The 24,011-nt window shown below is 60.5% G+C and carries 19 protein-coding genes; 9 read left to right on the top strand and 10 right to left on the bottom strand.

Annotated features, from left to right (window positions below; translation table 11 throughout):
* Both ACM62Q_RS09695 and ACM62Q_RS09690 read left to right on the top strand, forming a co-directional pair.
* Positions 1-1,034: O-acetylhomoserine aminocarboxypropyltransferase/cysteine synthase family protein (locus ACM62Q_RS09695; RefSeq protein ID WP_415036004.1), on the top strand; the 1,034-nt coding region annotated here is incomplete at its 5' end.
* Between the two features lie 157 nt (positions 1,035-1,191).
* Positions 1,192-1,671, top strand: coding sequence for a hypothetical protein (locus ACM62Q_RS09690; protein ID WP_415036002.1), 480 nt, complete (start codon positions 1,192-1,194; stop codon positions 1,669-1,671).
* Positions 1,672-1,800: 129 nt separating this feature from the next.
* Here the strand turns inward: ACM62Q_RS09690 and ACM62Q_RS09685 are convergent, their stop codons facing one another.
* From ACM62Q_RS09685 to ACM62Q_RS09665, 5 genes are all read right to left on the bottom strand, one after another.
* Positions 1,801-3,060 (bottom strand): NnrS family protein, encoded by a 1,260-nt coding sequence (locus ACM62Q_RS09685; RefSeq protein ID WP_415036000.1) that lies wholly within the window; start codon positions 3,058-3,060, stop codon positions 1,801-1,803.
* Positions 3,057-3,818, bottom strand: coding sequence for an ABC transporter ATP-binding protein (locus tag ACM62Q_RS09680; RefSeq protein WP_415035998.1), 762 nt, complete (start codon positions 3,816-3,818; stop codon positions 3,057-3,059). The genes ACM62Q_RS09685 and ACM62Q_RS09680 overlap by 4 nt, the downstream gene beginning before the upstream one ends.
* On the bottom strand, positions 3,815-4,624 hold the full coding sequence (locus ACM62Q_RS09675) for an ABC transporter permease (RefSeq protein WP_415035996.1): 810 nt from the start codon (positions 4,622-4,624) through the stop codon (positions 3,815-3,817). The genes ACM62Q_RS09680 and ACM62Q_RS09675 overlap by 4 nt, the downstream gene beginning before the upstream one ends.
* A 37-nt stretch (positions 4,625-4,661) precedes the next feature.
* The gene (locus tag ACM62Q_RS09670) at positions 4,662-5,747 is read right to left on the bottom strand and encodes an ABC transporter substrate-binding protein (protein WP_415035994.1); all 1,086 of its coding nucleotides are present in this window, start codon (positions 5,745-5,747) and stop codon (positions 4,662-4,664) included.
* Positions 5,748-5,853: 106 nt separating this feature from the next.
* The gene (locus tag ACM62Q_RS09665) at positions 5,854-7,944 is read right to left on the bottom strand and encodes a TonB-dependent receptor (protein WP_415035992.1); all 2,091 of its coding nucleotides are present in this window, start codon (positions 7,942-7,944) and stop codon (positions 5,854-5,856) included.
* Between the two features lie 312 nt (positions 7,945-8,256).
* Here ACM62Q_RS09665 and rpmE point away from each other — a divergent pair, with 312 nt between their 5' ends.
* Both rpmE and ACM62Q_RS09655 read left to right on the top strand, forming a co-directional pair.
* Positions 8,257-8,481 carry a 50S ribosomal protein L31 gene (gene rpmE / locus ACM62Q_RS09660; protein ID WP_415035990.1) on the top strand — a complete coding sequence of 75 codons (225 nt, stop codon included), beginning with the start codon at positions 8,257-8,259 and terminating at the stop codon, positions 8,479-8,481.
* A 59-nt stretch (positions 8,482-8,540) separates the two neighbouring features.
* Positions 8,541-10,160 (top strand): ArnT family glycosyltransferase, encoded by a 1,620-nt coding sequence (locus ACM62Q_RS09655; protein WP_415035988.1) that lies wholly within the window; start codon positions 8,541-8,543, stop codon positions 10,158-10,160.
* A gap of 97 nt (positions 10,161-10,257) precedes the next feature.
* Here the strand turns inward: ACM62Q_RS09655 and orn are convergent, their stop codons facing one another.
* Positions 10,258-10,818, bottom strand: coding sequence for an oligoribonuclease (orn, locus tag ACM62Q_RS09650; protein WP_415035986.1), 561 nt, complete (start codon positions 10,816-10,818; stop codon positions 10,258-10,260).
* 94 nt (positions 10,819-10,912) lie between these two features.
* Between orn and ACM62Q_RS09645 the strand changes: the two genes are divergently transcribed.
* Together ACM62Q_RS09645 and rsgA are read left to right on the top strand one after the other, a co-directional pair.
* Positions 10,913-12,202 (top strand): M48 family metallopeptidase, encoded by a 1,290-nt coding sequence (locus ACM62Q_RS09645; protein WP_415035984.1) that lies wholly within the window; start codon positions 10,913-10,915, stop codon positions 12,200-12,202.
* The gene (rsgA, locus tag ACM62Q_RS09640; protein ID WP_415035982.1) at positions 12,199-13,059 is read left to right on the top strand and encodes a ribosome small subunit-dependent GTPase A; all 861 of its coding nucleotides are present in this window, start codon (positions 12,199-12,201) and stop codon (positions 13,057-13,059) included. Before ACM62Q_RS09645 ends, rsgA begins: the two co-directional genes overlap by 4 nt.
* A 25-nt stretch (positions 13,060-13,084) precedes the next feature.
* Here the strand turns inward: rsgA and ACM62Q_RS09635 are convergent, their stop codons facing one another.
* Entirely contained in the window at positions 13,085-13,483 is a 399-nt protein-coding gene (locus tag ACM62Q_RS09635) for a type II toxin-antitoxin system MqsA family antitoxin (protein WP_415035980.1), read from the bottom strand.
* A gap of 2 nt (positions 13,484-13,485) precedes the next feature.
* Positions 13,486-13,788: a type II toxin-antitoxin system MqsR family toxin gene (locus ACM62Q_RS09630; RefSeq protein ID WP_415035978.1), complete on the bottom strand. Its 303-nt coding sequence runs from the start codon at positions 13,786-13,788 to the stop codon at positions 13,486-13,488.
* A gap of 268 nt (positions 13,789-14,056) precedes the next feature.
* Between ACM62Q_RS09630 and ACM62Q_RS09625 the strand changes: the two genes are divergently transcribed.
* Together ACM62Q_RS09625 and ACM62Q_RS09620 are read left to right on the top strand one after the other, a co-directional pair.
* Positions 14,057-15,139: a response regulator gene (locus ACM62Q_RS09625; RefSeq protein ID WP_415035976.1), complete on the top strand. Its 1,083-nt coding sequence runs from the start codon at positions 14,057-14,059 to the stop codon at positions 15,137-15,139.
* A gap of 5 nt (positions 15,140-15,144) precedes the next feature.
* Positions 15,145-17,751: an ATP-binding protein gene (locus ACM62Q_RS09620; protein WP_415035974.1), complete on the top strand. Its 2,607-nt coding sequence runs from the start codon at positions 15,145-15,147 to the stop codon at positions 17,749-17,751.
* An 87-nt stretch (positions 17,752-17,838) separates the two neighbouring features.
* Here the strand turns inward: ACM62Q_RS09620 and ACM62Q_RS09615 are convergent, their stop codons facing one another.
* Entirely contained in the window at positions 17,839-19,131 is a 1,293-nt protein-coding gene (locus tag ACM62Q_RS09615) for a TIGR03862 family flavoprotein (RefSeq protein WP_415036015.1), read from the bottom strand.
* A complete protein-coding gene (locus tag ACM62Q_RS09610) occupies positions 19,085-21,331 on the bottom strand; it encodes an EAL domain-containing protein (protein WP_415035972.1) in 2,247 nt (748 codons plus the stop codon). Before ACM62Q_RS09610 ends, ACM62Q_RS09615 begins: the two co-directional genes overlap by 47 nt.
* Positions 21,332-21,534: 203 nt before the next feature.
* On the opposite strand from ACM62Q_RS09610, the gene ACM62Q_RS09605 reads away from it, so the two are divergent.
* On the top strand, positions 21,535-24,011 hold a 2,477-nt coding region (locus tag ACM62Q_RS09605), incomplete at its 3' end, for a transcription-repair coupling factor (RefSeq protein WP_415035970.1).

Raw genomic sequence — 24,011 nt, 5'->3', positions numbered from 1 at the left:
CTTCCGGCATGGCGGCGATCACGGCGGCGATCCAGACGATTGCCGAAGCCGGCGACAACATCGTCACTTCCAGCACCCTGTATGGCGGCACCTACAACCTGTTCGCCCACACCCTGCCGCAGTACGGCATCGAGGTGCGCTTTGCCGATTACCGCGATCCGGCGGCTTTCGAGAAGCTGATCGACGGCAAAACGAAAGCCGTGTTCTGCGAATCGGTGGGCAATCCGCTCGGTAACGTCACCGATTTCGAGCAACTGGCCGAAGTGGCGCACCGCCACGGCGTGCCGGTGATCGTCGACAACACCGTGCCCTCGCCCTATCTGTGCCGTCCCTTCGAGCACGGCGCGGACATCGTGGTGCACGCGCTGACCAAATACCTGGGCGGCCACGGCAATTCGATCGGCGGCATCATCGTCGACAGCGGCAAATTCCCCTGGGCCGAGCACAAGCAGAAATTCAAACGCCTGAACGAGCCGGACGTGTCTTACCACGGCGTCGTCTACACCGAAGCGCTGGGGGCCGCCGCCTACATCGCCCGCGCCCGCGTCGTGCCGCTGCGTAATATGGGCGCGGCGATCTCGCCCTTCAATTCCTTCATGATCCTGCAAGGCATCGAAACCCTGGCGCTGCGCATGGATCGCATCTGCGAGAATTCAGTGAAGATCGCCCAGTTCCTGCAAAAACATCCCAAGGTGAGTTGGGTCAATTACGCCGGCCTGCCGGAGCACAAGGATTACCCGCTGGTGCAAAAATACATGGGCGGCAAGGCGTCCGGCATCCTCAACTTCGGCGTCAAGGGCGGCCTGAGCGGCGGCGCGAAGTTCCAGGACGCGCTCAAGCTGGTGACGCGTCTGGTCAATATCGGCGACTGCAAAACGCTGGCCTGCCACTCGGCGTCGACCACCCACCGCCAGCTTTCGCCGGAAGAACTGGCCAAGGCCGGCGTCAGCGAGGACATGATCCGTCTTTCCGTGGGTATCGAACACATCGATGACCTCCTCGCCGATCTGGATCAGGCACTGAACGCGGCCTGACCAAGGCTTGCGGCAAGCCGCTGCCAAGCTCACACCCCGGGCCATGCGCCCGGGGTTTTGTTTACCCAGGCGGCAAGTTCAGACTCTCTTAGGCACGCCCGGCACATCGATCAAATCCTGTTTTGGCAAGCACTCCGGCTTATGCGAAAATCCTGCCATGAAACGACATTTCACCCTCTTCGCCCTACTCCTGCCCGCCACAATTTTCTTGAGCGGCTGCGACCAGATATCGGCCACCCTGGGCGTGGAAACCCCCGCGCAGAAAGAAGCTCGCGGGGATGCGGAGGGGCGCGCGGTGGGCAGCGCCTGCCGCCATTCCGGACGTGCCATCGAAGACTGCTACGCGATTTATGCCTGGCTGCCCAAAGCCAGCATTTACGCTGGCTGGCGCGAGATGGATGAATACATGCGAGAAAACAAACTCGACACCATCGCCCCGCAACTGCCGCCGCCGCAAGCCCCGACCACAGGAAAAAAGAAGAAAAAATCGGCCAGCAACGGGGAAAACCCTTCTGAATCGACACCGGAAGCCATCCCCGCCCCCGCCCCCAACGCAGCAGCCAATGCACCGGCGCGCTCCGAGCCAGCCCCCTCACCCAGCACACCAGAAACCCCAGGCAAGGCGGTTTCTTCCTGAAATCGAAAAATTCAGACCGCGAATTTTGGGCAAAAAACACGCCCGCGCCACACTGCGGAAAACACCGCTAAAAAAGCAAAGTATCTCGAGCGTTTTTGGCATCCAGTGCCACAGCAGGCCGGCAGAAACTCAAGCCTTTGTTGCCTTCTCTTCCGGCAGCAGAATTTCCTCGCAGCCCGTACCGCCGTCGGTGCGTGCGGCGCTCAAGATGGGGAACATGAACCACAGCCACAGCCCATAGGCTGCGCCCCAACACAGGCCAGAGGCGGCCCAGAGAAATGTCACGGGTGCTCCCGGCCAGGCTGTGGCGGCGCGCAACAGTGCACCCAAAATCAGCGCCAGAGCGCCAATCGCCACCCAGGGACGCTCATCGAGCGGGTGACCGCTGTGAATGCGGCCGGCAATGTTGAGCACCGCATAAACGGCAATACCCAGCCCGCCCACCGTCAAGAGATGACGTCCGGCGGAAAAACTGCCGCTACCCAACAACAAATCCCAGGCCATCAAGGCATAGCCGCCGGCCATCAAAAAATAGGCCGAGAGCAGGATGAGCGGCCAGCGGCGCAGCAAGGCGCGGCCGATATGCCAGTCACTTTGCAGGTGCAAAAGCGCTGCCATCGAGGCCAGCGCCAGCCAGCCACCCAAACGCTCTCCGGGCAGAAAAAATTCGGCAGCGGTGTAGGCAGCAATGCAGGTCACAGCGAGATTGCGCTTGGGCGGGCGCGAACGATAAACGCGCTCGTTGGCCTCCCCGCGCCGCACCGCCTCGGCTTCGAGCGCGTCATTCATGATGCGCATCGAAATGCGGCTCATGGCGAGCACGATAAAAATCATGAACACCCCGAGCGCCGCGTACAGCCAGCGCCCCGGCGGCAGCCCGCGCAGGGCATCAAGGTAAAAGCCGACCAGCGTCACCGCCAAAGCGCATAAAGCCCAAGCAAATGAAAAATGCCGGCGATCTGGCGCATGAAAAAGGCGCGGCCCCAAGAGATACAACAGGCCGCCAAGCAATGCCAGTTGCGCCAAACCGGCCAGCAACAAGGCGGGCGCGCCCAAGAAACCGGAACACCAGAAACTGACGCGCCCAAGCAACCACAGGCCGAACAAACGGCGCACGGTGCACGCCGCAATACTTGGCGTATTGGTGAATTCGGGAAAAGCCGTGAGCGCAAAACCGGCCAAAGCGGCCACGGCAAAACCAAAAATCAGCTCATGCGCGTGCCAGACAAACGGCCCGCCCGGCACATCCGGCAAAGCCAAGGCTGCGCCGCTGAGCAAAAAACCCACCCACCACAGCAACAAAGCCACGGCCAGGGCCGCTGCGGCGAGAAAAAAGGCGCGAAAACCGCACATCCACACCGGCGCTTGGCGCGCATATAAAGCCATCATGTTGAACTTTCTTGCGGCGCGGGCGGCGCAATCTCAAAACTTGCACATACTGCCGGCGCGCGCAGTAATTCTGCGGTCAGCCGATACACTTCGGCATCCGTGCGCAGACGCGCCGGCACGGGGTAATCGACACGATGCACGATGCGCCCCGGCTCTGCCGCCATGACTAAAATCGTGTCGGCCAAACGCACAGCTTCCATCAGATCGTGGGTAATCATCAGCACGGTCAGCCCGTTGGCCGCCTGGTGCTCAAGCAGCAAACGCTGCAGTTGTTGCTTCAAACCAATATCCAGGGCCGAAAATGGCTCATCCATGAGCAGCAGATCCGGGGCCAGCACCAAGGCGCGCGCCAGTGCCACCCGGCTTTGCATGCCGCCGGATAATTCATGCGGAAATTGCTCGAAACTCAGCGCATCGAGCCCCACCGCTGCCGCCATTCTTTGCGCCTGATCCAGACGCTCCTGCCGCCCGACACCGCGCGCCTGCAAGCCCAGAGCGAGGTTGTCGAGCGTGGTTTTCCAGGGCAACAGGCGCGGTTGCTGAAACATCACCGCCGGGCGTTGAAAGGGGTTGAGAATCTGCCCCTTTTGCAAAGTCAGCAAGCCGGCGCACAGATGCAAAAGAGTCGTTTTACCACAGCCAGAAGGCCCCAAAAGCGCCACCGTGCGCCCGGCCGGCACGCTGAATTCGATCTCTTCGAGCACCGTACGCGGCGGGTAGCTATGGCTCAGGCCACGAATCTCCAGTGCCTGCGTCATCGCCCAGCCCCCAAGCCGTGCTCTTGCCGCCGCCAGCCTTCCAGCTCGCGCTTGATCGGCTCCAGAAACAGATATTCCACCGCCAGCAAGACGAGCACCACCGCAGCAATCCAGGCCAGGGTAGCGGCGGTGTCCAGCTGCGCGCGGCTCACGGCGAGCGCGGCACCGATGCCGTCGGCGGAAGACAATAATTCAGCCATCACCACGACCTTCCAGGAAGTGCCCAGGGCCGTAATCCAGGCGGGAAACAAATAAGAAATGACGTGCGGCAGGTAAAGATCGAAAAACCGCATATGTGCCGGCAGACGAAACACCGTCGCCATATCTTTCAGCTGCCCATCGAGGGTGCGCGTACCCTGCATGGCGCCGACGAAAATCACCGGAAAACAGGCAATGAATACGGTAAACACCGGCGTCCCGTCGCTTGCGCCAAACCACAGCATGGCGAGCACCAACCAGGCAATCGGCGGCGTGCCGAGCAACACGGTGACCAGCGGGCGCGACATCATCGATGCGGTGAGCGACACCCCCGCCAGCATGCCGAGCAGGCTTCCGGCGGCAATCGCCAGCGCCAGACCAAGCAGTGCGCGGCGGGCGGTAACGAAAAGTTCCGGCCAGGCCGCGCCGCTTTGCAGCAAGTCACCCAAGGTGGCGAACACGCTCAGGGGATCGGGCAGGATCAGCGCGCCATACACGGCACTCGCGGCTTCCCAGGCGGCGAGCAACAAGAAGAGACTGGCCAGCGCCCCCCAACCGCTCCACAGATAGGCCGGAATGCCGGCCAGCCAAACGCGCAGGAACTTCATGGGCAAACGGCAAATAAATGAAAAATACGCATGGATGTCAGTGCTTGCGGTAGTAGAAACCGGCATCCGGCAACTTGCCGCCGATCAGGCCCGGCTGGCGAGCGTGCAAGAGCTTGAAGAAGTAGTCCAGCTCCGCCTCGGCATCGGCCGCGCGGACAAAGGCGGTGTTATCGATGCGCACCGAATCCGCCACCGCTTCCGGCGTCAGCAAGTCGATGCGTTTGGCAACCAGCGCGCCGCATTCATTCGGCTTGGCTTCGCACCAGTTCAAAGACGCGGCATAGGCTTTCTGAAAACGCTCGATCAGCGCCGGATTACCCAGCACCTTGCCCATGGCCACGATGCCCGCCTGCGGAATGCGCGCTTCGCGCTGCAGCAAGCGCCCCCACTCCTGCTGCAGATCGACGCTGCGGTACAGATCCGGCGCAATCAAGCTGACGGGAAAGGATTTCGTTTTGCGCAAAGCCATCGACACCGCCGGCTCCGCCAACAAGGCGTGATCGGCGCGCCGCGCGATGAGTAACTGCATGGCGTCCAGCGGCGTGCCGACGTAGCGCAACTGGAAATTCTTTTTCGGATCGAGTCCGGCCTTGGCCGCCAGCGTCTGGAACACGATGTCCGGCATGTCGGCGCGAAACGGCATCAAAACCTCTTTCCCCTGAAAATCGGCCAGGGTTTTCAGGTTTTTATCCCGCGATACCAGCCACAGCACGCCCCAGGTCGAGATGTTAATGAGTTTGAGCGATACCCCACGGTTGTACAGATTGGCGGCCACATTGCTCGGCATGGCGACGAAATCGGCCGGCTGCTTGGCATCCAGCGCCAGCACGCGCAACTGGTCGGGGTCTTTCCACGGAATGAATTCGACCGTTTCCGCCACCTCTTTCAAGGCACCGCTATCCACCATATGGATCAGCGGAAAGGAGACGGCGGCAAAGGGGCCGGAAAGCGTCAGTTTCGGCAATTTGGCCGGGGTGGACGCAGAAGCGGACGCAGACGCAGGCGCAGAAGCCAAGGCAGCGGTGGATACCGCAAAACTTGCCGTAGCAAGGAGCGCGCAGCATAGAACACGCCAGCCCGCGCCCAGAGTGGCCCGCAGATCAAATGTAAAACAACGCATCATCGATATCTTCAATCAACGCACCGCCTGGATGCTGAAAGCAAAAATGCCACGCCCGCAGATTTTCGGACGTGGCCCGCGCAAGGCGCCGCTTGGTGCACATTGGCGCTCAGAAGTTCCCCTTCCAGCTGGCCACCAGGCTGCGCCCCGGCAGATGAATTTCCTGCCCGGAAATACCTTCCGTCAAATGCTCATGATACTTGCGATCGAACAGATTATTGACCGCCAAACGCAAGCTGTGTTGTTTGTTCAAGCGATAGCTCACACCCAGATCTGCCGTTGCATAACCGCTAGTGCGATTCTCGGTGCCCCGGGCAAAGACGGTGGCAACACGTTTTTGCTCGCGCACGAAGCGCCCGGTGACATCTGCCATCCACCCCTCGGCGATGCGCCCTTCCCAACCCAGACGCAATTCATCGGCCGGCATCTGGAACAAAGGTTCGCTCAAATCCTTGTTTTCCCCGCGCAACACCGACAGTCCGGCTTTCAACCACTGCCCCTGCCAAGCCTGCCAGGCCACATGGGCCTCGATGCCCTTGATCACCACCTTGCCGATATTGACGGTTTCCTTGCACGCCCCGGCATTTGCACCGCACAAAGTTACTGCCAGCGGCGTGCCGGAAATATCCTGGCCACTCATGTAATTGCTGATGCGGTTATGGAATACTGCCGCCGACCAGCTCACCTCGCTATTCTGTCCTTTCACCCCCAGCTCGAGCTGGGTCGAGGTTTCCGGCTTGACCTGCGGATTGCCGACATAGAAATAACCATCCCCGCGCGGCGAAGATTCGTAACGCTCACGCATCTCACCCGCCCGGAAACCCCGCGCCAGACTGGCGTAAGGCCGAAAAAGCGGGCTGATTTCATAACTCAACCCAAGGCTGCCGGAAAAAGCCCCGTCGCTACGCGACAAACCATTGGTGGTGCGCGGCCCCGCCGGATTGGCCGAATTCGCCACCGATTTCGCATCCCCCTTGACCTTGTCGTAACGCAAACCGGCCAACACATTGAGCTTGCCAAAATTCATGTCGTCCTGCACATACAGGCCCGCCGCGCGGATACGCCCATCCGTGAAAGGATCGGTGCGGGCAAAATTCAGTGAGTGCGGCGGCATCGCATTGATGCGCTTCGGCGAAGCCTCCATCTCCCACAGATTCATACCGAAAGACACCAGATGTTGCGGATGCAGCAACCAATCGGCGCGCGCATCGATACCGTCGGTCTGAAAACTGACGTGCGTCGTGGTGATGTCGCGCCCCAGACGCGGTGACCAGGCATAAATCGTGCGCTCCATCTCCTGCCGATAAGCCCGCACGTCAAAATTAAACGGTGCCGCACCACCGCTCTTGAAGCTATAACCCACTTCATAGAGCGCACGATCCTGCTTGGGCGAATGCACGATGGTGCTACCCACGGCATTTGCCACCGCCGGAGTCGGATGGGTAAACGGCTTGGCCGAGCCCGGATACCAAACGTCTTCATCCTGATGCTTTTGCGCCGAGACCCGCAGCTGCTGCTGCGCATCGATACGGAAACGATACTGACCAATGAAACTGTCCGAATCGTAACCGGTATTCTTCACCCGCCCATCCGGCGCTTTGTAATCATGGATATTGGCCAGCGAAGCGCCCAGCATCAGCGCATGGTCGCCCTGCGCATAATTCGCCACACCTGTGCCGCGCAAACCCCGGCTGGCGCTGTCGTAACTCGCCCCGGCCGAAAATTGCAGGCCCTGTTCAAACCGCGCCTGCGGCGTCAACACATTGATTGCCCCGCCCAGCGCGCCGGTCCCGTACAGCACGGAAGCCGGCCCCTTGACCGCCTCCACCCGCTCGACCAAACCAAAAGACATGAAAGAGGCAATCGCCCCAGCCGGCTGCGCTGAATTAAAACGCATGCCATCGACCAAGAGCACGATGCTTTCCTTCTTGAGACCGCGCACCACCGGATTCTGCCCCTGCGCACCGTCGCTGGCCACGGCAAAGCCTGGCTCGCCGCGCAAAGCCTCGCCCAGATTCTGCGCCCCGTTGCGGCGCAAGTCCTCGCCCGTGGCCACGAACACCGACGACGGCGTAGACAAAGTATCCGCAGCATAGCCCTTGGCCGTAATGCTGACCGGCGCCAAGGTGGTATCGGCCTGCACCGGCCAGGCACACAGGGCAGCCAGCGCTGCCGCCAAAGGTTTCAGGGAAGGCCGCATAAAAACGCTCCGCATAAGAAAAGTTTTGTCTGAGAAAGAAAAATTAAAAATCGACACAGGGTGCCGCCACACAAGAAAGCAACGGCAATGCAAACGCGAATAACTCGCAATCGCAGCTATTGTAGCAAACGCGAACCATTCTTACTTAAGAAGTATCAAAATTTTCTAATACAAGGCAGCACACTCGCCGACAAAGCCCCTCGGTGAGCAAATTCAAGGCAAATAAACATTGCATCGATGCGCCAAATCCTTGATAATCCCGCGCTTCCCAGATCGGCCAATACCGCCGCTCGCTTGACTAAAGGAAATGAAATGAAAGCCGACATCCACCCGAATTACCATGACGTGCAAGTCACTTGCTCCTGCGGCAATGCCTTCACCACGCAATCCACCATGGCCAAGAACGCCTTCCATATCGAAGTCTGTTCGGCTTGCCACCCCTTCTACACGGGCAAGCAGAAGATTGTCGATACCGCCGGCCGGGTCGAGAAATTCAACCAGAAATTCGGTGCCATGCGCCGCAAAAGCGCGGCTTAATACGCCGTTTGCGCATCATCGAGGCAGCCGGCAGGCTGCCTTTTTCTTTGCATAACCGCATGCTCAATTTTCCCGCGCTACGTCAAGGTATTCGCCTCCCGCCTTCCGGCTGGATGCTGGCGGGGCTGCTCACGCTCTACGTTTTAGCCGGCCTGTTTGGCCGCGATCCGTGGAAAGGCGAAGACGCCATTCACATCGGCAGCGCCTGGCAAATGCTCTCCGGCGGCGACTGGCTAGCCCCCATGCTGGCCGGCCGCCCTTTCCATGAACCGCCGCTCTATTACTGGAGCGCAGCGGTCAGCGGCGCGCTGTTTGGCGGCATCCTGCCTGTGCACGACGCGCTGCGCCTGGCCAGCGGTTTCTGGGTTGCCTTGACGCTGGCCGCCCTGTACTACGCCGGACGCGAACTGCACGGCCCACAACATGCCGCCGCCGCGCCCTTGTTGCTCGCAGGCACGGTCGGCCTGGTTTTGCATGCGCACGATGCGCAACCGATGCTGGTGGCACTCGCCGCCTACGCCGGCAGCATCGGCGCAGGGGCCTTGATGGCGCGTAAAGCGGCTTTGGCCGGGCTCTTGTATGGGCTTTCTTTAGCCGCCTGCCTGCTCGGCGCGGGCCTTGCACCCAGTCTGCCGCTTCTGGCGATTGCTCCCTTTGCCTGGTATTTCAGCAGGCCGCGCCGGCAGGCCGCGCACACCCTGCTGCTTGGCGTATTGCTTGCTGCCCTGCTCGTCGCCCCCTGGCTGCTCGCTCTGGAACACTACCACCCGGGGCGCTTGAATGCCTGGCTCAACACCGAACTCGCCCCACTGCGCACGCCGTTTTCCCTGAATGGCTTGGCCAGTTTCAGCAGCCTCTTGTTGCTCTTTGCTTTCCCGACACTGCCCTTGGCGCTCTGGAGCCTGTGGCAGCAGCGCAAGCAACCTGGCCACCCGGCGCAACTCTTGCCGCTGACGCTCTTTTTCCTCACCTTGCTCCTCCTGGCCTGGGCTTACCGGCCGCGCGAGATTCCTGCACTGCTCTTATTGCCGCCGCTGGCTTTGCTTGCCACGCCCGGTGCTCTGAGCCTACGGCGCGGCGCGGCAAACGCTTTTGACTGGTTCGCCATGAGCCTGTTCAGCCTGCTGGCGCTGCTCGTCTGGGTGGCCTGGTCGGCCATGGCGCTCGATTTCCCGCCACGCCTGGCGCAACGTGTGGTCGAACTGCGCCCGGGTTTCAATGGCGAATTCAAGCTGCTGCATTTCGCCCTCGCCCTGGCCGTCAGTCTGTGGTGGCTGTGGCTGATCCTTACCGCGCCGCGCTCGCCCTATCGCAGCCTGACGCACTGGAGCTTGGGTTTTACGACTTTCTGGCTGCTGGCCACCACCCTGATTCTGCCCTGGTTTGATTACGGGCGTAGCTATCGCCCCGTAGCCGAAGCGGTGGCCCAAGCTTTGCCGGCACATCCAAGCTGCCTTGCCGAACGCGGTTTGAGCCCGGGGCAGCGCGCTTCTCTGGCTTACTTCTCCAACCTCTCGCCGCTCGATTTCACCACCCCGACCGGGCGGCAATGCGCTTGGCTGCTCGTCGTCGGCGATCAAACGCACGAACTGAGCGCACCGGATGCCCGCTGGCAACTCGTCTGGCAAGGCAACCGCCCGGGAGAACGGCGCGAAAAATTCCGCTTGTTCCGGCGCTGAGTGATTTTTACAGCTCTGCTGTGCGCATCTGCAGAAGCCTTCGTCCCGGGCTTGCCGCAGGGCCGCAAGCCGCTCGAGAGAACGCCATGTCACACGCTCAGGCGGTCGGCGCGCGCGGCACGAGAAAATGCTCGCGGTAGTATTTCAACTCATCGATCGATTCGTAAATATCCGCCATCGCCGTATGTTTGCTCTTTTTTTTGAAACCCTTGTAAATCTGCGGCTGCCAACGTTTGCACAGCTCTTTCAAAGTGCTGACATCGAGATTGCGGTAGTGGAAAAAATCCTCCAGCTGCGGCATGTAGCGCGCCATGAATCGACGGTCCTGGCCGATCGAATTGCCGCACATCGGGGAATGCCCCTTGCCGGAGTACTTGCGCAAAAACTCCAGCGCGGCGGCCTCAACCGCCGCTTCGTTCAAGGCGGACGCTCGCACCCGCTCGATCAAACCGGAACGCCCGTGCGTTTTCTGATTCCAATCATCCATCGCCGCCAGCGTCGCGTCCGACTGATGCACCACCCAAGAAGGCGACTCGGCCACCATCTTCAACTCGCTGTCGGTCACCACCATGGCCAGCTCGATGATGCGATCGCCCTCCGGATTCAATCCGGTCATTTCCATATCCAGCCACACCAGGTTGTTTGCGTTGCCTGCCATATAATCGCCCGTACTTAAAAAACAGAGAATCGGCGATTTTCGCACAGCTCGCCGCTTTCTCCTTTTTCCTTAGCTCCCGCCCCCCTTGCCGCCCGTGACCGAAACCTTCCGCCTGATTTTTTGCCTTGCCTTCGCCCTCACCTTGAGCGTGCGCCTGTGGTTGAAACTGCGCCAGTGGCGCCATATCGCCGCACACCGCGAGTCGGTGCCGGCGCAATTTGCTGCGCGCATCAGCCTCGCCTCGCACGAAAAAGCCGCAGCTTATGGTATCGATCGCAGCAAAGTCGCCCTCTGGAGCAGCGTGATCGATGCCTTTGTTCTTCTGGCGTTCACCTTGGGCGGCGGCCTGCTCGCCTTGCACAACTTCTGGGCGGCGCACTTTACCGGCATCGGCTACGGTTTGGCGCTGATCTTCAGCTTCATGTTGCTCAGCAGCCTGATCGATTTGCCGCTCTCCCTTTATCAGCAATTCGTCATCGAAACCCGCCACGGTTTCAACCGCATGCGCCCGGCGCTGTTTTTCAGTGATTGGGGCAAGCAACTCCTGCTCGGCGTCATCATCGGCGCGCCGGTGCTGGCCGCCATTCTCTGGCTGATGGAGAGCATGGGCGAGCGCTGGTGGCTTTATGTCTGGCTTTTCTGGAGCGCCTTCAATCTGCTCATGCTGTTTATTTTTCCGACCTGGATTGCCCCGCTCTTCAATAAATTTTCACCGCTGCCCGAGAGCGAAACCAAAAATCGTATCGAAGCCCTGCTTGTACGCTGCGGTTTTCGCAACAATGGCTTGTTCGTGATGGACGGCTCGAAACGTTCCGCCCACGGCAACGCCTATTTCACCGGCTTTGGCAAAAATAAGCGCATCGTTTTCTTCGACACCTTATTGGAGCGTCTCTCACCCAGCGAAACCGAGGCGGTTCTGGCGCACGAACTGGGGCATTTTCGCAAACGTCACGTTGTGCAGCGCCTCTGCTTCATGTTTGCCAGCTCGCTCGTCATGCTTGCCGTACTCGGCCAGCTCATCGATGCGCCCTGGTTTTATGCCGGTCTGGGCGTGCCACTGCAGGGCAGCACACAAAACACGGGGCTCGCCCTGATTTTGTTTTTCCTGGTGATCCCCCTCTTTCTTTTCCCGCTCACCCCACTCTCCAGCCACTGGTCGCGCCGCCACGAATTCGAGGCCGATGCCTATGCCGCGGCACACAGCAGCGGCACCGATCTGGTGCACGCACTGATCAAGCTCTACGACGACAACGCCGCCACCCTGACGCCGGATCCGCTGCATTCGCTTTTTTATGACTCGCACCCGCCCGCCGCCTTGCGCATCGCGCATTTGCAGCGCGGCACATCCTCTGACATCCCTCTTTCTCCCGGAGCTGTCGCATGAACCACGAAGGCCGCATCATCGCCGCACACGGGCGGCACTATCTGGTCGATATCGGCAGCGGAGAGCCGCTGCCTTGCGTCACACGCGGCAAAAAAAGCGATGTGGCCTGCGGTGACTGGGTCGAGGTGATGCCGACCTCGGACGATCAAGGGGTGATCGAAAGCATCTTGCCGCGCCGCCAACTCCTTTACCGATCCAACGAAACGCGGCAAAAGTTGATCGCCGCCAATGTCGACCAGGTCATTATCGTTACCGCCTGCGCCCCGGCGTTTTCCGACGATCTGGTGACGCGCGCCATCATTGCCGCCGAGAGCGAGGAAATCGAGATTCTCCTCGTCCTCAACAAATGCGACCTGGCAGAAAATTTACCGCAGGCCCGGGCGCAACTCGCCGTTTTCGCCCACTTGGGTTATCCGGTACTGGAATTGTCGGCACGCAGCAGCGCCGCCCCGCTGCGCCCCTGGTTGCAAGGCAAAACCAGCGTCCTGGTCGGGCAGTCCGGCATGGGCAAATCGACCTTGATCAACACCCTGATTCCCGATGCCGGCGCGGCGACGCGGGAAATTTCCAAAGCCCTCGATTCCGGCAAGCACACCACCACCCACGCCACGCTCTACACACTGGACGCCGAGAGCTTCCTGATCGACTCCCCCGGTTTGCAAGAATTTGGGCTGGCGCACCTGGAGCGCGGCGAAATCGAATACGCCTTCCGCGAATTTCGCCCTTATCTGGGCCGCTGCCGCTTCCGTAACTGCCGCCACGGCCAAGAACCCGGCTGCGCCCTACGCCCCGCGCTGGAAACGGGAGAAATCGACAAAACCCGTTTTGCCAGCTACGTCAGGCTGGTCAATCTGTGACATCCTCGCCGCCCAAAACACACACTCACTGCACCTCGGCCAGCAGACCAGGGTGTTTGTCCAGCAGCTTGAATAGGTTGATCACTGCCGGCATGGGCTGCGCTTCGCCGCGCTCGTAACGGCCAAAGGCATTGTGCCCACCGCCAGTCAACTTGGCGGCCTGGTGCTGGGTAAGCCCCAGTTTTTTGCGCACACGCACCAACATTTGTTTTGATTGCTCACGCTGTGCCAACACCCAGGCATCACTGGCTTGGGTGTAGCGGCGCTGGCTGTCGTGGTCGAAATACACTTCACCACAGCTGGCGCAGCGATCACCGCCAAGCCCGTGCACTTTCTCATCACCGTCGATCACAAAGGTTTCACCAGAAAAGGGGGTAAACGCCGTGCCGCCGCATGCGCCGCAGAGTGTCATTGTCGTAGTCATGCTTACTTCTCCTTGAACTGAATGATGATGCGTTCGGCCACCTCAGTCAGTTTGATATAAGCCACCTGCCCTGCTGGGCAGGAACCGTAATACACGTCTTGCCAGACGCGATGATCGTGATGGGTAGTCATGGACTTGTAAAAATCACGACGTCTCAAACAAGCAATGACGTTCAGCATATCCACCACCGTCAGCCCCATTGCCCTCCCGCCAGCAATCGCTGTTTGCGTAAAAGCATCACGCCCAGCAGCAGCGATTTTCGCCTGCATGGCGGTTAAAAGGTAATGCGGACTATTTTTCTCCATGCCTGGACTATAACCCTTAAAGGGTTAAAAAGCCACTGATTGACGACAGGCCTTCAGACCAGGATATTCACTTTTCGCACCGCCCTGAAGGGCGCAGTTTCAAACCGGAGTCAGATGTACGATCAACGCGCAACCCAAAAGCGTAAAACCGTACGATGCCGTCGCTACCGTCCTTGTTACACAGCGCGCGCAGCTCATGAATCATTGGTCAGAAAAAACAAAATCCGACATAATTCGAAAATATTGTTGCAATCTAGGAAGATCGGCCATGCAGGCGCAACCCAATATCCTGATCGTTGATGACGTCCCGGAAAATCTCAGCGTCCTTGGCGAATTATTGCAGCCCATTTACCGTATCCGTGCCGCCAACTCCGGGGCGCGTGCTCTGCAAATCGCCCAGAGCACGCCGATCCCGGACCTTATTTTGCTCGACGTGATGATGCCGGGCATGGACGGCTACCAAGTACTGCGTGAATTGCGCGCCAACGCCGACACGCGCGACATTCCGGTGATTTTCGTCACCGCCATGGACGGTACCGACGATGAAGAAAAAGGGCTCGATCTGGGTGCGGTCGATTACATCACCAAGCCCATCCGCCCGGCCATCGTGCTTGCCCGGGTACGCGCCCAGCTGGAGCTCAAACGGGCGCGTGACATTCTCAGCGACCACAACAGCTACCTGGAACAGGAAGTCGCCCGCCGCATGGCGGAAAACCAGCTGATTCAGGAAGTCAGCATTCATGCGCTGGCGCATCTGGCCGAAACCCGCGACCCGGAAACCGGCAACCACCTGCGCCGCACCCAGGAATATGTGCGCACATTGGCGCGCAGCCTGAAGCACCACCCGCGTTTTTCGCACTATCTCGATGAGCGCACCATCAATCAACTGGCGCAATCGGCGCCGCTGCACGATATCGGCAAGGTCGGCATTCCCGACCACATCCTGCTCAAACCCGGCAAACTAACGTCGGAGGAGTGGGACATCATGAAAACGCACGCGCAAATCGGGGCCGATGCCATCGCTCAGGCGATTGCTGACTCCCCGCGCCCGGTGGAGTTTTTGCAAATCGCCCAGGAAATCGCCCGCGGCCACCACGAAAAATGGGACGGCAGCGGCTATCCGCGCGGCCTTCGCGGCGACGACATTCCCATTTCTGCCCGCCTCATGGCGCTGGCCGATGTCTTTGATGCACTCATCTGCGCGCGCGTCTACAAACCCCCCATGCCTTTCGAAGAAGCGTACGCCATCATCGTTTCCGGCAGCGGCAGCCATTTCGATCCGGACATGGTCGAAGCCTTCATCCGCGAATTCGACAATTTCAAACGTATCGCTGCCACCTACGCGGAATAAACGCCGTGAATTCCTCTGAATTCAGCAACACCCCGCACTTTCTTGCGCCGCATCTGGCGCTCGCCCTCGACAGCGCTACCGCCGGCGGCTGGGAGTTTTTCCCCAAGCGCCAGCATTTACGCTGCTGCTGCCAACTGCACCGCATTCTTGGCGAAGACTGCAGCGATAAAGAATACCCGCTCGCCGCCTGGCAGGCACGCATCCACCCGGAAGATCGCGCCGCACATGCCGCCGCGTTGCAAGCGCTGGCCGGCGGTGAGCAAACCCACTACACCCTGGAATACCGCATCCGCCATGCAGGCGGTGCCTGGCTGCAGGTACGCGACCGGGGGCAGCGCAGTGTGCTGGAAAACGCCCAGGGCGGCCTGACAAATTTGCTCCACGGCATCGTCACCGACATCAGCCAGGCCCATCAGGATCGCCTGCGTATCGCCCGCCAGCATCGGGCCTTGGCTTTGCTCAGCGATATTGCCCGCCATGCCGTGCGCGCCACCAGGGAAAGCGATTTTTTTGTGCGCCTGCGCGAGATTTTCACCACCCTCGGCGGCTATCAAGATGCCAGCATACTTACAACTGATTTAAGCGAGTCCTCGCCCCTGGTTTCCAACGAAATTCGCCTGCCCATCCTGATCGAAGGAGAAATCAGCGCCCAGCTGCATCTGTGCTTTCGGGCCGACAACCCGCCCGATGCCGAAGAAAAAACCCTGCTCGAAGAACTTGCCCAAGAAATCAGTCTCGGCATCGAGCGTCTGCGCAGCCGCGCCGCCCTGGCCGACAACGAAATTGCCCTGAACACTTTGCGCCGGGCGCTGCAACAAAGCCCGAACAGCGTGGTCATTACCGATTTGCACGGACGCATCGAATACGTCAACCGTCACTTTGAAACCATCAGCGGCTACAGCGCCGCCGAAAGCCTGGGGCGCGACGTGCAGTTTTTGGCTGGCAGTAACAGCAACCCGGAACAGGCCGGCGCCTTATGGCGCAGCATCCGCGCCGGCGAGACCTGGGAAGGCGAATTTACCAATCAAAGAAAAGACGGCAGCAACTACATCGCCAACGTCGTGGCCTCGCCCATTCGCCAAAAAGACGGCAGCACCACGCATTACCTCGCCATTCAGCAAGACGTTACCGAGCGCAAGGAAGAGCTCGCCGAACTTGCCCGTTACCGCAAGGAACTGGAACAACTGGTGGCGCAACGTACCGGCCAGTATTTACGCGCCAAAGAACAGGCAGAGGCTGCCAACCGGGCGAAAAGCGCTTTTCTGGCCAATATGAGCCACGAAATCCGCACTCCGATGAACGCCATCATCGGCCTCACCCACCTCTTGCAGCGCGATTTATCGAGCGCCCCGCGCGAAGAAAGCGAGGCGCGCCTGGGGCGCATCGATCAGGCTGCGCAACAGCTCTTGCAACTGCTCAACGACATTCTCGAACTCTCGCGCCTGGAAGCCGGCATCATGGTCAACGAGATGCAGGAATTCTCGCCCTTGGGCCTTCTGCAAGAATGTCGCAGCCAACAGCTGGCGCAAGCCAGCCGCAAGGGTTTGACGCTCAGCCTGCAACACCCCTTGCAACTGCCCGAACGCGCGCGCTCCGACGCCAGCAGCATTCGGCAAATCCTGCATCAACTGCTCACCAACGCCATCAAATTCACCGACGAAGGCGAAATTCGCCTGATGGTGACACAAGAAACCCAAGCCGACGGGCGAGAAATTCTGCGTTTTTCGGTCAGCGACACCGGCCTGGGCATCGACGAGGCCACCCAGAAACGCCTGTTTCAACCCTTCGAACAAGGCGACGCCTCCCTCACCCGCTCGCATGGCGGTAGCGGCTTGGGACTCGTCATTTGCCGCCGTCTGATCGAATTATTAAAAGGTGACATCGGGGTAGACAGCACCCCCGGCCAAGGCAGCAGCTTCTGGTTCACCCTTCCCCTGCACCTCCCGCAAACGCAAACTGCTCTCAGCGCAGAGGCGGATAACGCAACAGCGCCGTCTGATCCGCTGGACACGGTCAACGGCCTCAACGCCGCCGCCGGCCTGCACGCCGTGCGCGGCAAACGCGCCATGTATCTGCGCCTGCTCTCCACCTTCATCCATTCGCACGGCGAAGATTTTGCGCAAATGCGCCACCTCCTCAGCGCGGGGCAGGATGAAGAGGCCCGCCGCCTCGCCCATTCGATCAAGGGGGCGGCCGCCACACTCGGGGCAAGCACGGTGTTTGAAAGCGCCGCCGCCGCAGACCAGGCATTTCGCCAGAAACAAAGCACCGCGAGCATTTTGCAGCACATCGCCCAGGCTGAAACCGACTACTTCACCCTGCAATCCGCCCTGCAGCCGATTTTGCAAAATAACGTCGAGCAACTCTCCGCCGCCCGCCTCGACCCACAGGCACTGCGCCTGCACCTAAGCAGCTTGAGCAAGCTCTTGCACGAAGGCGATTTCGCCGTACATCAGCGCCTGCAAAAAGAGCAAGAAGCCTTGCAACAACTCCTCGGCGAAAATTTCCGGCGCTTTCAACAGCACATCGAAAATTTCGACACCAGCGCTGCCGCCGCCCTCCTCGATGAAGCGCTGGCCGCCTTACTGGGCCAACCCGAGCCAGACCGATAGGGCATGACCGGTCGCCAATGTACGCGGGCTTCGCCCGGAACCCGGCGAAGGGCGGCAACAGGTTCAAGCGGAACAAAATTTCAAATTTTATGCGACCGAAGCGCTCGACACATTTGAGCGCGCACTGCCCGGCCCAAGCCAGCGCCGGATGCCTTCGCCGGCCCGGTAACCGCTGGCCAAACAGGCGGTGAGCAGATAACCGCCGGTCGGCGCTTCCCAATCGAGCATTTCGCCGGCCACGAACACACCGGGTTTTTCCTGCAGCATCAAATCCTCATTGAGCGCGGCAAACCTCACACCGCCCGCCGTGCTGATCGCCTCGGCCAGCGGACGCGACGCTTGCAAGGCAAGTGGCAAATGCTTGATGCGCGCCGCCAGGGCTGCCACATCATGCAGGGCTTTCGCCGTCGTCCCCTCGTAAAGCAAGGCCGCCTTAACCCCCTGCAGAGCCAAACGCCGGCGCAGATGATTGGCCAGCGAATCACGCCCGCGCGGCTGCCTGAGCGCGGCCAGAACCTCGGCAGGGCTGCGCTGCGGCAACAAATCGAGGTACAGCTCGGCCGCTTCGCCGGCCAGCAAGGCATCGCGCAAGGGTGGCGCAAGCGCATAAATCACCCCGCCTTCAAGCCCGTCCTGGCTCAGAATGAATTCTCCCAGACGCCCTTCCGGCATCGCCGCACAGCTGACCCGCACGCCTTTCACCGCCGCGCCGGCAAAAGCGGTGCGCAGGTGTTCGCTCCAAGCCACCGTAAAACCGCAATTTGCCGGTTTAAGCGGCGTAACAGCAATACCGGCGGCGGCAAACGGAGCGAGCCAGGCGGCGTCTGAACCCAGCTGCGGCCAGCTTCCCCCGCCCAGCGCAAACAAAACGGCCGCCGGGCGCATACGGGTTTCACCGTCCGGCCCCTGTACCCGCAAAGCCCCTGCAGCATCCCAGCCCAGCCAGCGCTGGCGCACCCGAAAATGCACACCACGCTGGCGCAAACGCTGCAACCAGGCGCGTAACAGCGGCGCAGCTTTCATCTCGCGCGGAAACACCCGGCCTGAACTGCCGACAAAAGTTTCAATACCCAGCCCGTGAATCCAGTCGCGGATTGCCTGCGGTCCGAAATCCGCCAGCCAAGGGGCGATGCTCGCCGCATGTGGGCCGTAACGCGCGAGAAAATCCGGCAAAGGCTCGCTGTGGGTGATATTCATGCCACCCACCCCGGCCATGAGAAATTTGCGCCCCAGGGAGGGCATGGCATCGAGTACGGTAACGCGTATTTCTGGCTGCAAGGACAAGCGATCGGCAGCCATCAGCCCGGCCGGGCCACCGCCGATAACAAGGACTTCAGGCACCGGCGGTGGATGGAGCGGTGGATGGAGCGGCGAGGTCAGAAACAACACCCATCACGGAATCCGCCGGCAAACGCCGCAGCAAATCTTCCGCCGCCTGCGCACTGAGCGGGCGGCCCCACAAATAGCCTTGCTGCTCCTGACAACCGTGATTTTCCAAAAACTGCCGCTGCCCCTCGCTTTCCACGCCTTCGGCCAAGGTCGACAAACCCAGGCTATGGGCCAAGGAAATAATGGCCCAGACAATGGCCGCATCGTTGGCATCATCGGTGAGATCACGCACGAAAGAGCGGTCGATTTTGAGTTTATTGGCAGGAAAAGCTTTTAGATAAGCAAGTGAGGAATAGCCCGTGCCAAAATCGTCGATCGCGATATGAATACCGCGCTCCTTCAGCGCCTGCAGAATGCTCACCGTGCGCTCGGCATCCTCCATCAAAACGCTTTCGGTGATTTCCAGTTCCAGTTGCGCGGCCGGCAAACCCGTGCGCGCCAAAATGGCGTCGATGCGCTCCAGCAAATTACGCTCGGTAAATTGCCGCGCCGAAAGATTCACGGCCATGTGCTGCGCGCCCAGCCCGGCCGCCTGCCAGGCCATCGCCTGCGCGCACGCCGTCGTCAGCACCCATTCGCCAAGCGCCACGATCAAACCGGTTTCCTCGGCGATGGGAATGAATTTATCGGGCGGCACCAAGCCTTGCTGCGGATGTTGCCAGCGCACCAGCGCCTCCCAGCCGATCAAGCGGTGCGTGCTGATTTTCCACTGCGGCTGGTAATACAGCACGAACTCCCCGCGCGCCAAGGCTTGACGCAAATCGTTTTCCAGCTGCAGGCGCTCCTGCACCGCATGATTCATCGCCGGCGCGTAAAACGCCCAGGCGTTACGCCCTTTGGCCTTGACCTGGTACATCGCCATATCGGCATGTTTCATCAGGGTTTGCACATCCACGCCGTCGGTGGGATAGACCGCCACCCCCATCGAGGGCGGCGCGTGCACTGCAGTTTCACCTATCGTGTAAGCCTGTGCCAATTCTTCCTGCAACTTGACGATCAGGCGCGCGCAGCGATTTTGATCGCCGACGTTTTCCAAGACCACGAGAAACTCGTCACCGCCCAGACGGGCCACGGTGTCTGACACCCGCACTGCCGCACGCAAGCGGCGCGCCGCTTCAATCAAGAGTTGGTCGCCAAACTGATGCCCCAGGGAATCGTTGATGTTCTTGAAACGATCGAGGTCGATGAAGACCAGCGCCAGGCGCGTGTCGTTGCGCTCCGCCCGGGCCATGGCGTGCTGCATGCGTTGCTCGAACATCAAGCGATTGGCCAGCCCGGTCAGGTGGTCGTGGTATGCCAGATACTCGATGCGTTCATCGGCTTCCTTGCGCTCGGAAATATCCACGAACAAGGCCACGAAATGCGTCACCACCCCGGCTTCGCGCACGGCATTGATGACGGCCCATTTCGGGTAAATCGTGCCGTCTTTGCGCTTGTCCCATACCTCGCCCGACCACTGCCCTTCATTGAGCAGCGCCGCCCACATCTGCTGGTAAAAGGCGATATCGTGACGCCCCGAATTCAGGAGGCGCGGCGTCTGCCCCACGGCCTCGCTCGCCGCATAGCCGGTGAGGTGCGTAAAGGCCGGATTGACGCGAATGATGAGGCCCTCGGCATCGGTCACCATAATGGCTTCCGAGCTGTATTCGAAAACCTTTTCCGCCAGACGCAAGCGCTGCTCAAAAATACCCAGCTTACGCTCGCGCACTTCGCTGATCTTTTTTTCCAGGCGCTTACGCTCGCTGATATCGGCCGCCATACCGATAAAACCCCGGATACTGCCCTCTGCCGAATGAATGGCCGTTACCGACAAAAGCACCGTCAAGCGCCGCCCGTCTTTACATAGATAGGTCCATTCGCGCTCTTCGGCAATACCCCGGCGCGCCTGCGCAACAAACACCTCAAAACCCGGCGCTACGGTTTGACCGCTGATTTCCGACAGGTAATGCGCGCGGGCAACAACCTCGTCGGCATCATGAAACAAAGCAGGTGTCGTGCGCCCCACCACCTCATCGGCGCGATAGCCCAAGAGGCGTTCGGCGGCCGGATTAAAGCTCAGAATCGTGCCGTCAGGCGCGGTGGTGACGATGGAAAAACTCGTACTGCGCAAAATAGCCGCCCACCACTCCGGCAAGGCGGCGTCATGCACCGAGCTTTCCAAAGACGAGGGGATGGGCAAAGGGGAATTCATGGGCGCAATTTCTCCAGCAAACAGATCCTTATAGAGTGCTCTGCAGCCCCGGTCAAGACAGAAATTCAAGAAAATTCAATTCCTACCGGTTTACCCTTACACCTCAAAAAAATACCGCTTGAATAACGCGAAACTTTTCTTGAACCTCGGCAAGCTCAAGCAAGTCTTTATAATCTTCTCCCCCGATTGTTTTGCTTACGCCCGTGCCTGCTCCTTTATCTGCCTCTTTGTCTGCCTCTTTACCCCCCCCAGCCGCCACGCTTCTGCCCGCGATTTCCCTGCCCAAAACCGGCCAGCGTTTGGATCTTGCCCTGCCGCCGGGTTCAGCCGACGCCTTGGCCTGCGCAGAACTGGCGCAGGCCCATCCGGGACGCCTACTCGTAGTGATCTGCGCCCGCGCCGTCGATGCCCAGCGCCTGCATGAAGAAATCACCTGGTTTGCCCCGGCGCTGCGCGTGCGTCAGTTACCGGATTGGGAAACACTGCCCTACGATCATTTTTCACCCCACCAGGATCTCGTTTCCGAACGGCTCGCCACCCTCTGGGCCACGGCACAAAACACCATCGACATCCTTTTGGTGCCGGCGGCCACCGCGCTCTACCGCCTGGCACCGCCAGATTATCTGGCGGCCTACACCTTTGTCTTCAAAAAAGGCGAACGCCTCGATGCCGACAAATTTCGCGCCCAGGTCACCCGCGCCGGTTACGCCCATGTCACGCAAGTCGTTGCCCCCGGCGAATACGCCATTCGCGGCGGCCTGATCGACCTTTTCCCGATGGGCGCGAGCCTGCCGTTTCGTCTCGATCTTTTTGGCGACGAAATCGACAGCATCAAAACCTTCGACGTCGACACGCAGCGCAGCCTCTACCCGGTAGCGGAAATCCGCCTCTTGCCGGCGCGCGAATTTCCCATGGATGACGCCGCGCGCACCCGTTTTCGCCAAGCTTTTCGTGAAACCTTCGAAGGCGACCCCGCCCGTTCAGGCATCTACAAGGATATTTCCGCCGGCATTCCCAGCGCCGGGATCGAATACTACCTGCCGCTCTTTTTCCCCGAGACGGCGAGCCTTTTCGACTACCTGCCCGCCGCCACCCTGTTCGCCACGCACGGCGACCTGCCGAGCGCCTTACAGGCTTTCTGGCAAGACACCCGCTCGCGCTACAAGCTCTTGCAAGGCGACCCGCTACGCCCCTTGCTGGCGCCGGACAAACTTTTTCTCAGCGACGAAGCATTTTTTTCCGCCAGCAAAGCCTATCCGCGCATCGTTTTTGCGCCCTCCTCAGGCAGCGCCTTGCCCAATCTGGCCATCAACCGGCGCAGCGACACACCGCTGGCGGCAGTGCACGATTGGTTGAGGGATTTTCCCGGGCGGGTTCTGCTGCTTGCCGAATCGGCCGGACGGCGCGAAACCCTGGCTGCGCTGCTCAGCGAACATGGCCTGCCGGCCAGCGCCTGCGCCGACCTCGGCGAATTTCTCGCCACCGACAGCCGCTTTGCCCTGGCCGTCGGCCCCTTGCAAACAGGTTTCATCCTCGACTCGCTGGCCTTTCTCACCGAAAACGAACTGTTTGCCAGCAGCCCCCGGCGCAGCCGCAAGGAGGCGCAGCGCAAAGCCAGCTTCGACAACTGGCTGAAAGACCTCACCGAACTGAAAGTGGGCGACCCGGTGGTGCACGAAAGCCACGGCATCGGGCGTTATCGCGGCCTGGTGCACATGGATCTGGGCCTGGGCGAACAGGAGTTTCTCGAACTGCATTACGCGCTCGAAGCCAAGCTCTTCGTGCCGGTGGCCCAGCTGCACGTCATCTCCCGCTATTCCGGCGCGGAGCCGGATGCCGCACCGCTGCACACGCTCGGCTCCGGCCAGTGGGAAAAAGCCAAACGCAAAGCCGCCGAGCAGGCGCGCGACACCGCCGCCGAACTGCTCGCCCTGTACGCCGTGCGCGCTGCCCGCCAGGGCCACGCCTTCCGTTTTCAGGAAAACGATTACGCGCTCTTTGCCGAGGGTTTCGGCTTTGAAGAAACCCCCGACCAAGCCGCCACCATCGCCGCCGTCATCGACGACATGAAAAGCGGCAAGCCGATGGACCGGCTGGTCTGCGGCGACGTCGGTTTCGGCAAGACCGAAGTGGCGCTGCGCGCCGCCTTCTGCGCCGTGGCCGACGGCAAACAGGTGGCCGTGCTCTGCCCGACCACCCTGCTCTGCGAACAGCACTACCAGACCTTTTGTGACCGCTTTGCCGACTGGCCGGTGAAAATCGCCGAACTGTCGCGTTTCAACACGGCCAAGGAATCGGCGCTGGCGCTGAAGGAACTGGCCGAGGGCAAGATCGACATCGTCATCGGCACCCACAAGCTGATCGGCAAGGAGGTCGCCTTCAAGCGCCTGGGACTGGTCATCATCGACGAAGAGCACCGTTTCGGCGTGCGCCAGAAAGAGCGCCTGAAAGCCATGCGCGCCGAGGTCGACGTGCTGACGCTGACCGCCACGCCGATTCCGCGCACGCTGGCCATGAGCATGGAAGGCTTGCGCGATTTTTCCGTCATCGCCACCGCGCCGAGCAAACGCCTGGCCATCAAAACCTTCGTCAGCCGCCTCTCTGACGGCATCATCCGCGAGGCCGTGCTGCGCGAATTGAAGCGCGGCGGGCAGGTGTATTTCCTGCACAACGAGGTCGA

This window comes from Azonexus sp., from assembly GCF_047638095.1.
In the GTDB taxonomy this organism is placed as follows: domain Bacteria; phylum Pseudomonadota; class Gammaproteobacteria; order Burkholderiales; family Rhodocyclaceae; genus Azonexus.
The sequence above is the reverse complement of the archived record's forward strand: the minus strand, read 5'-3'. Positions and strand labels throughout refer to the sequence as shown.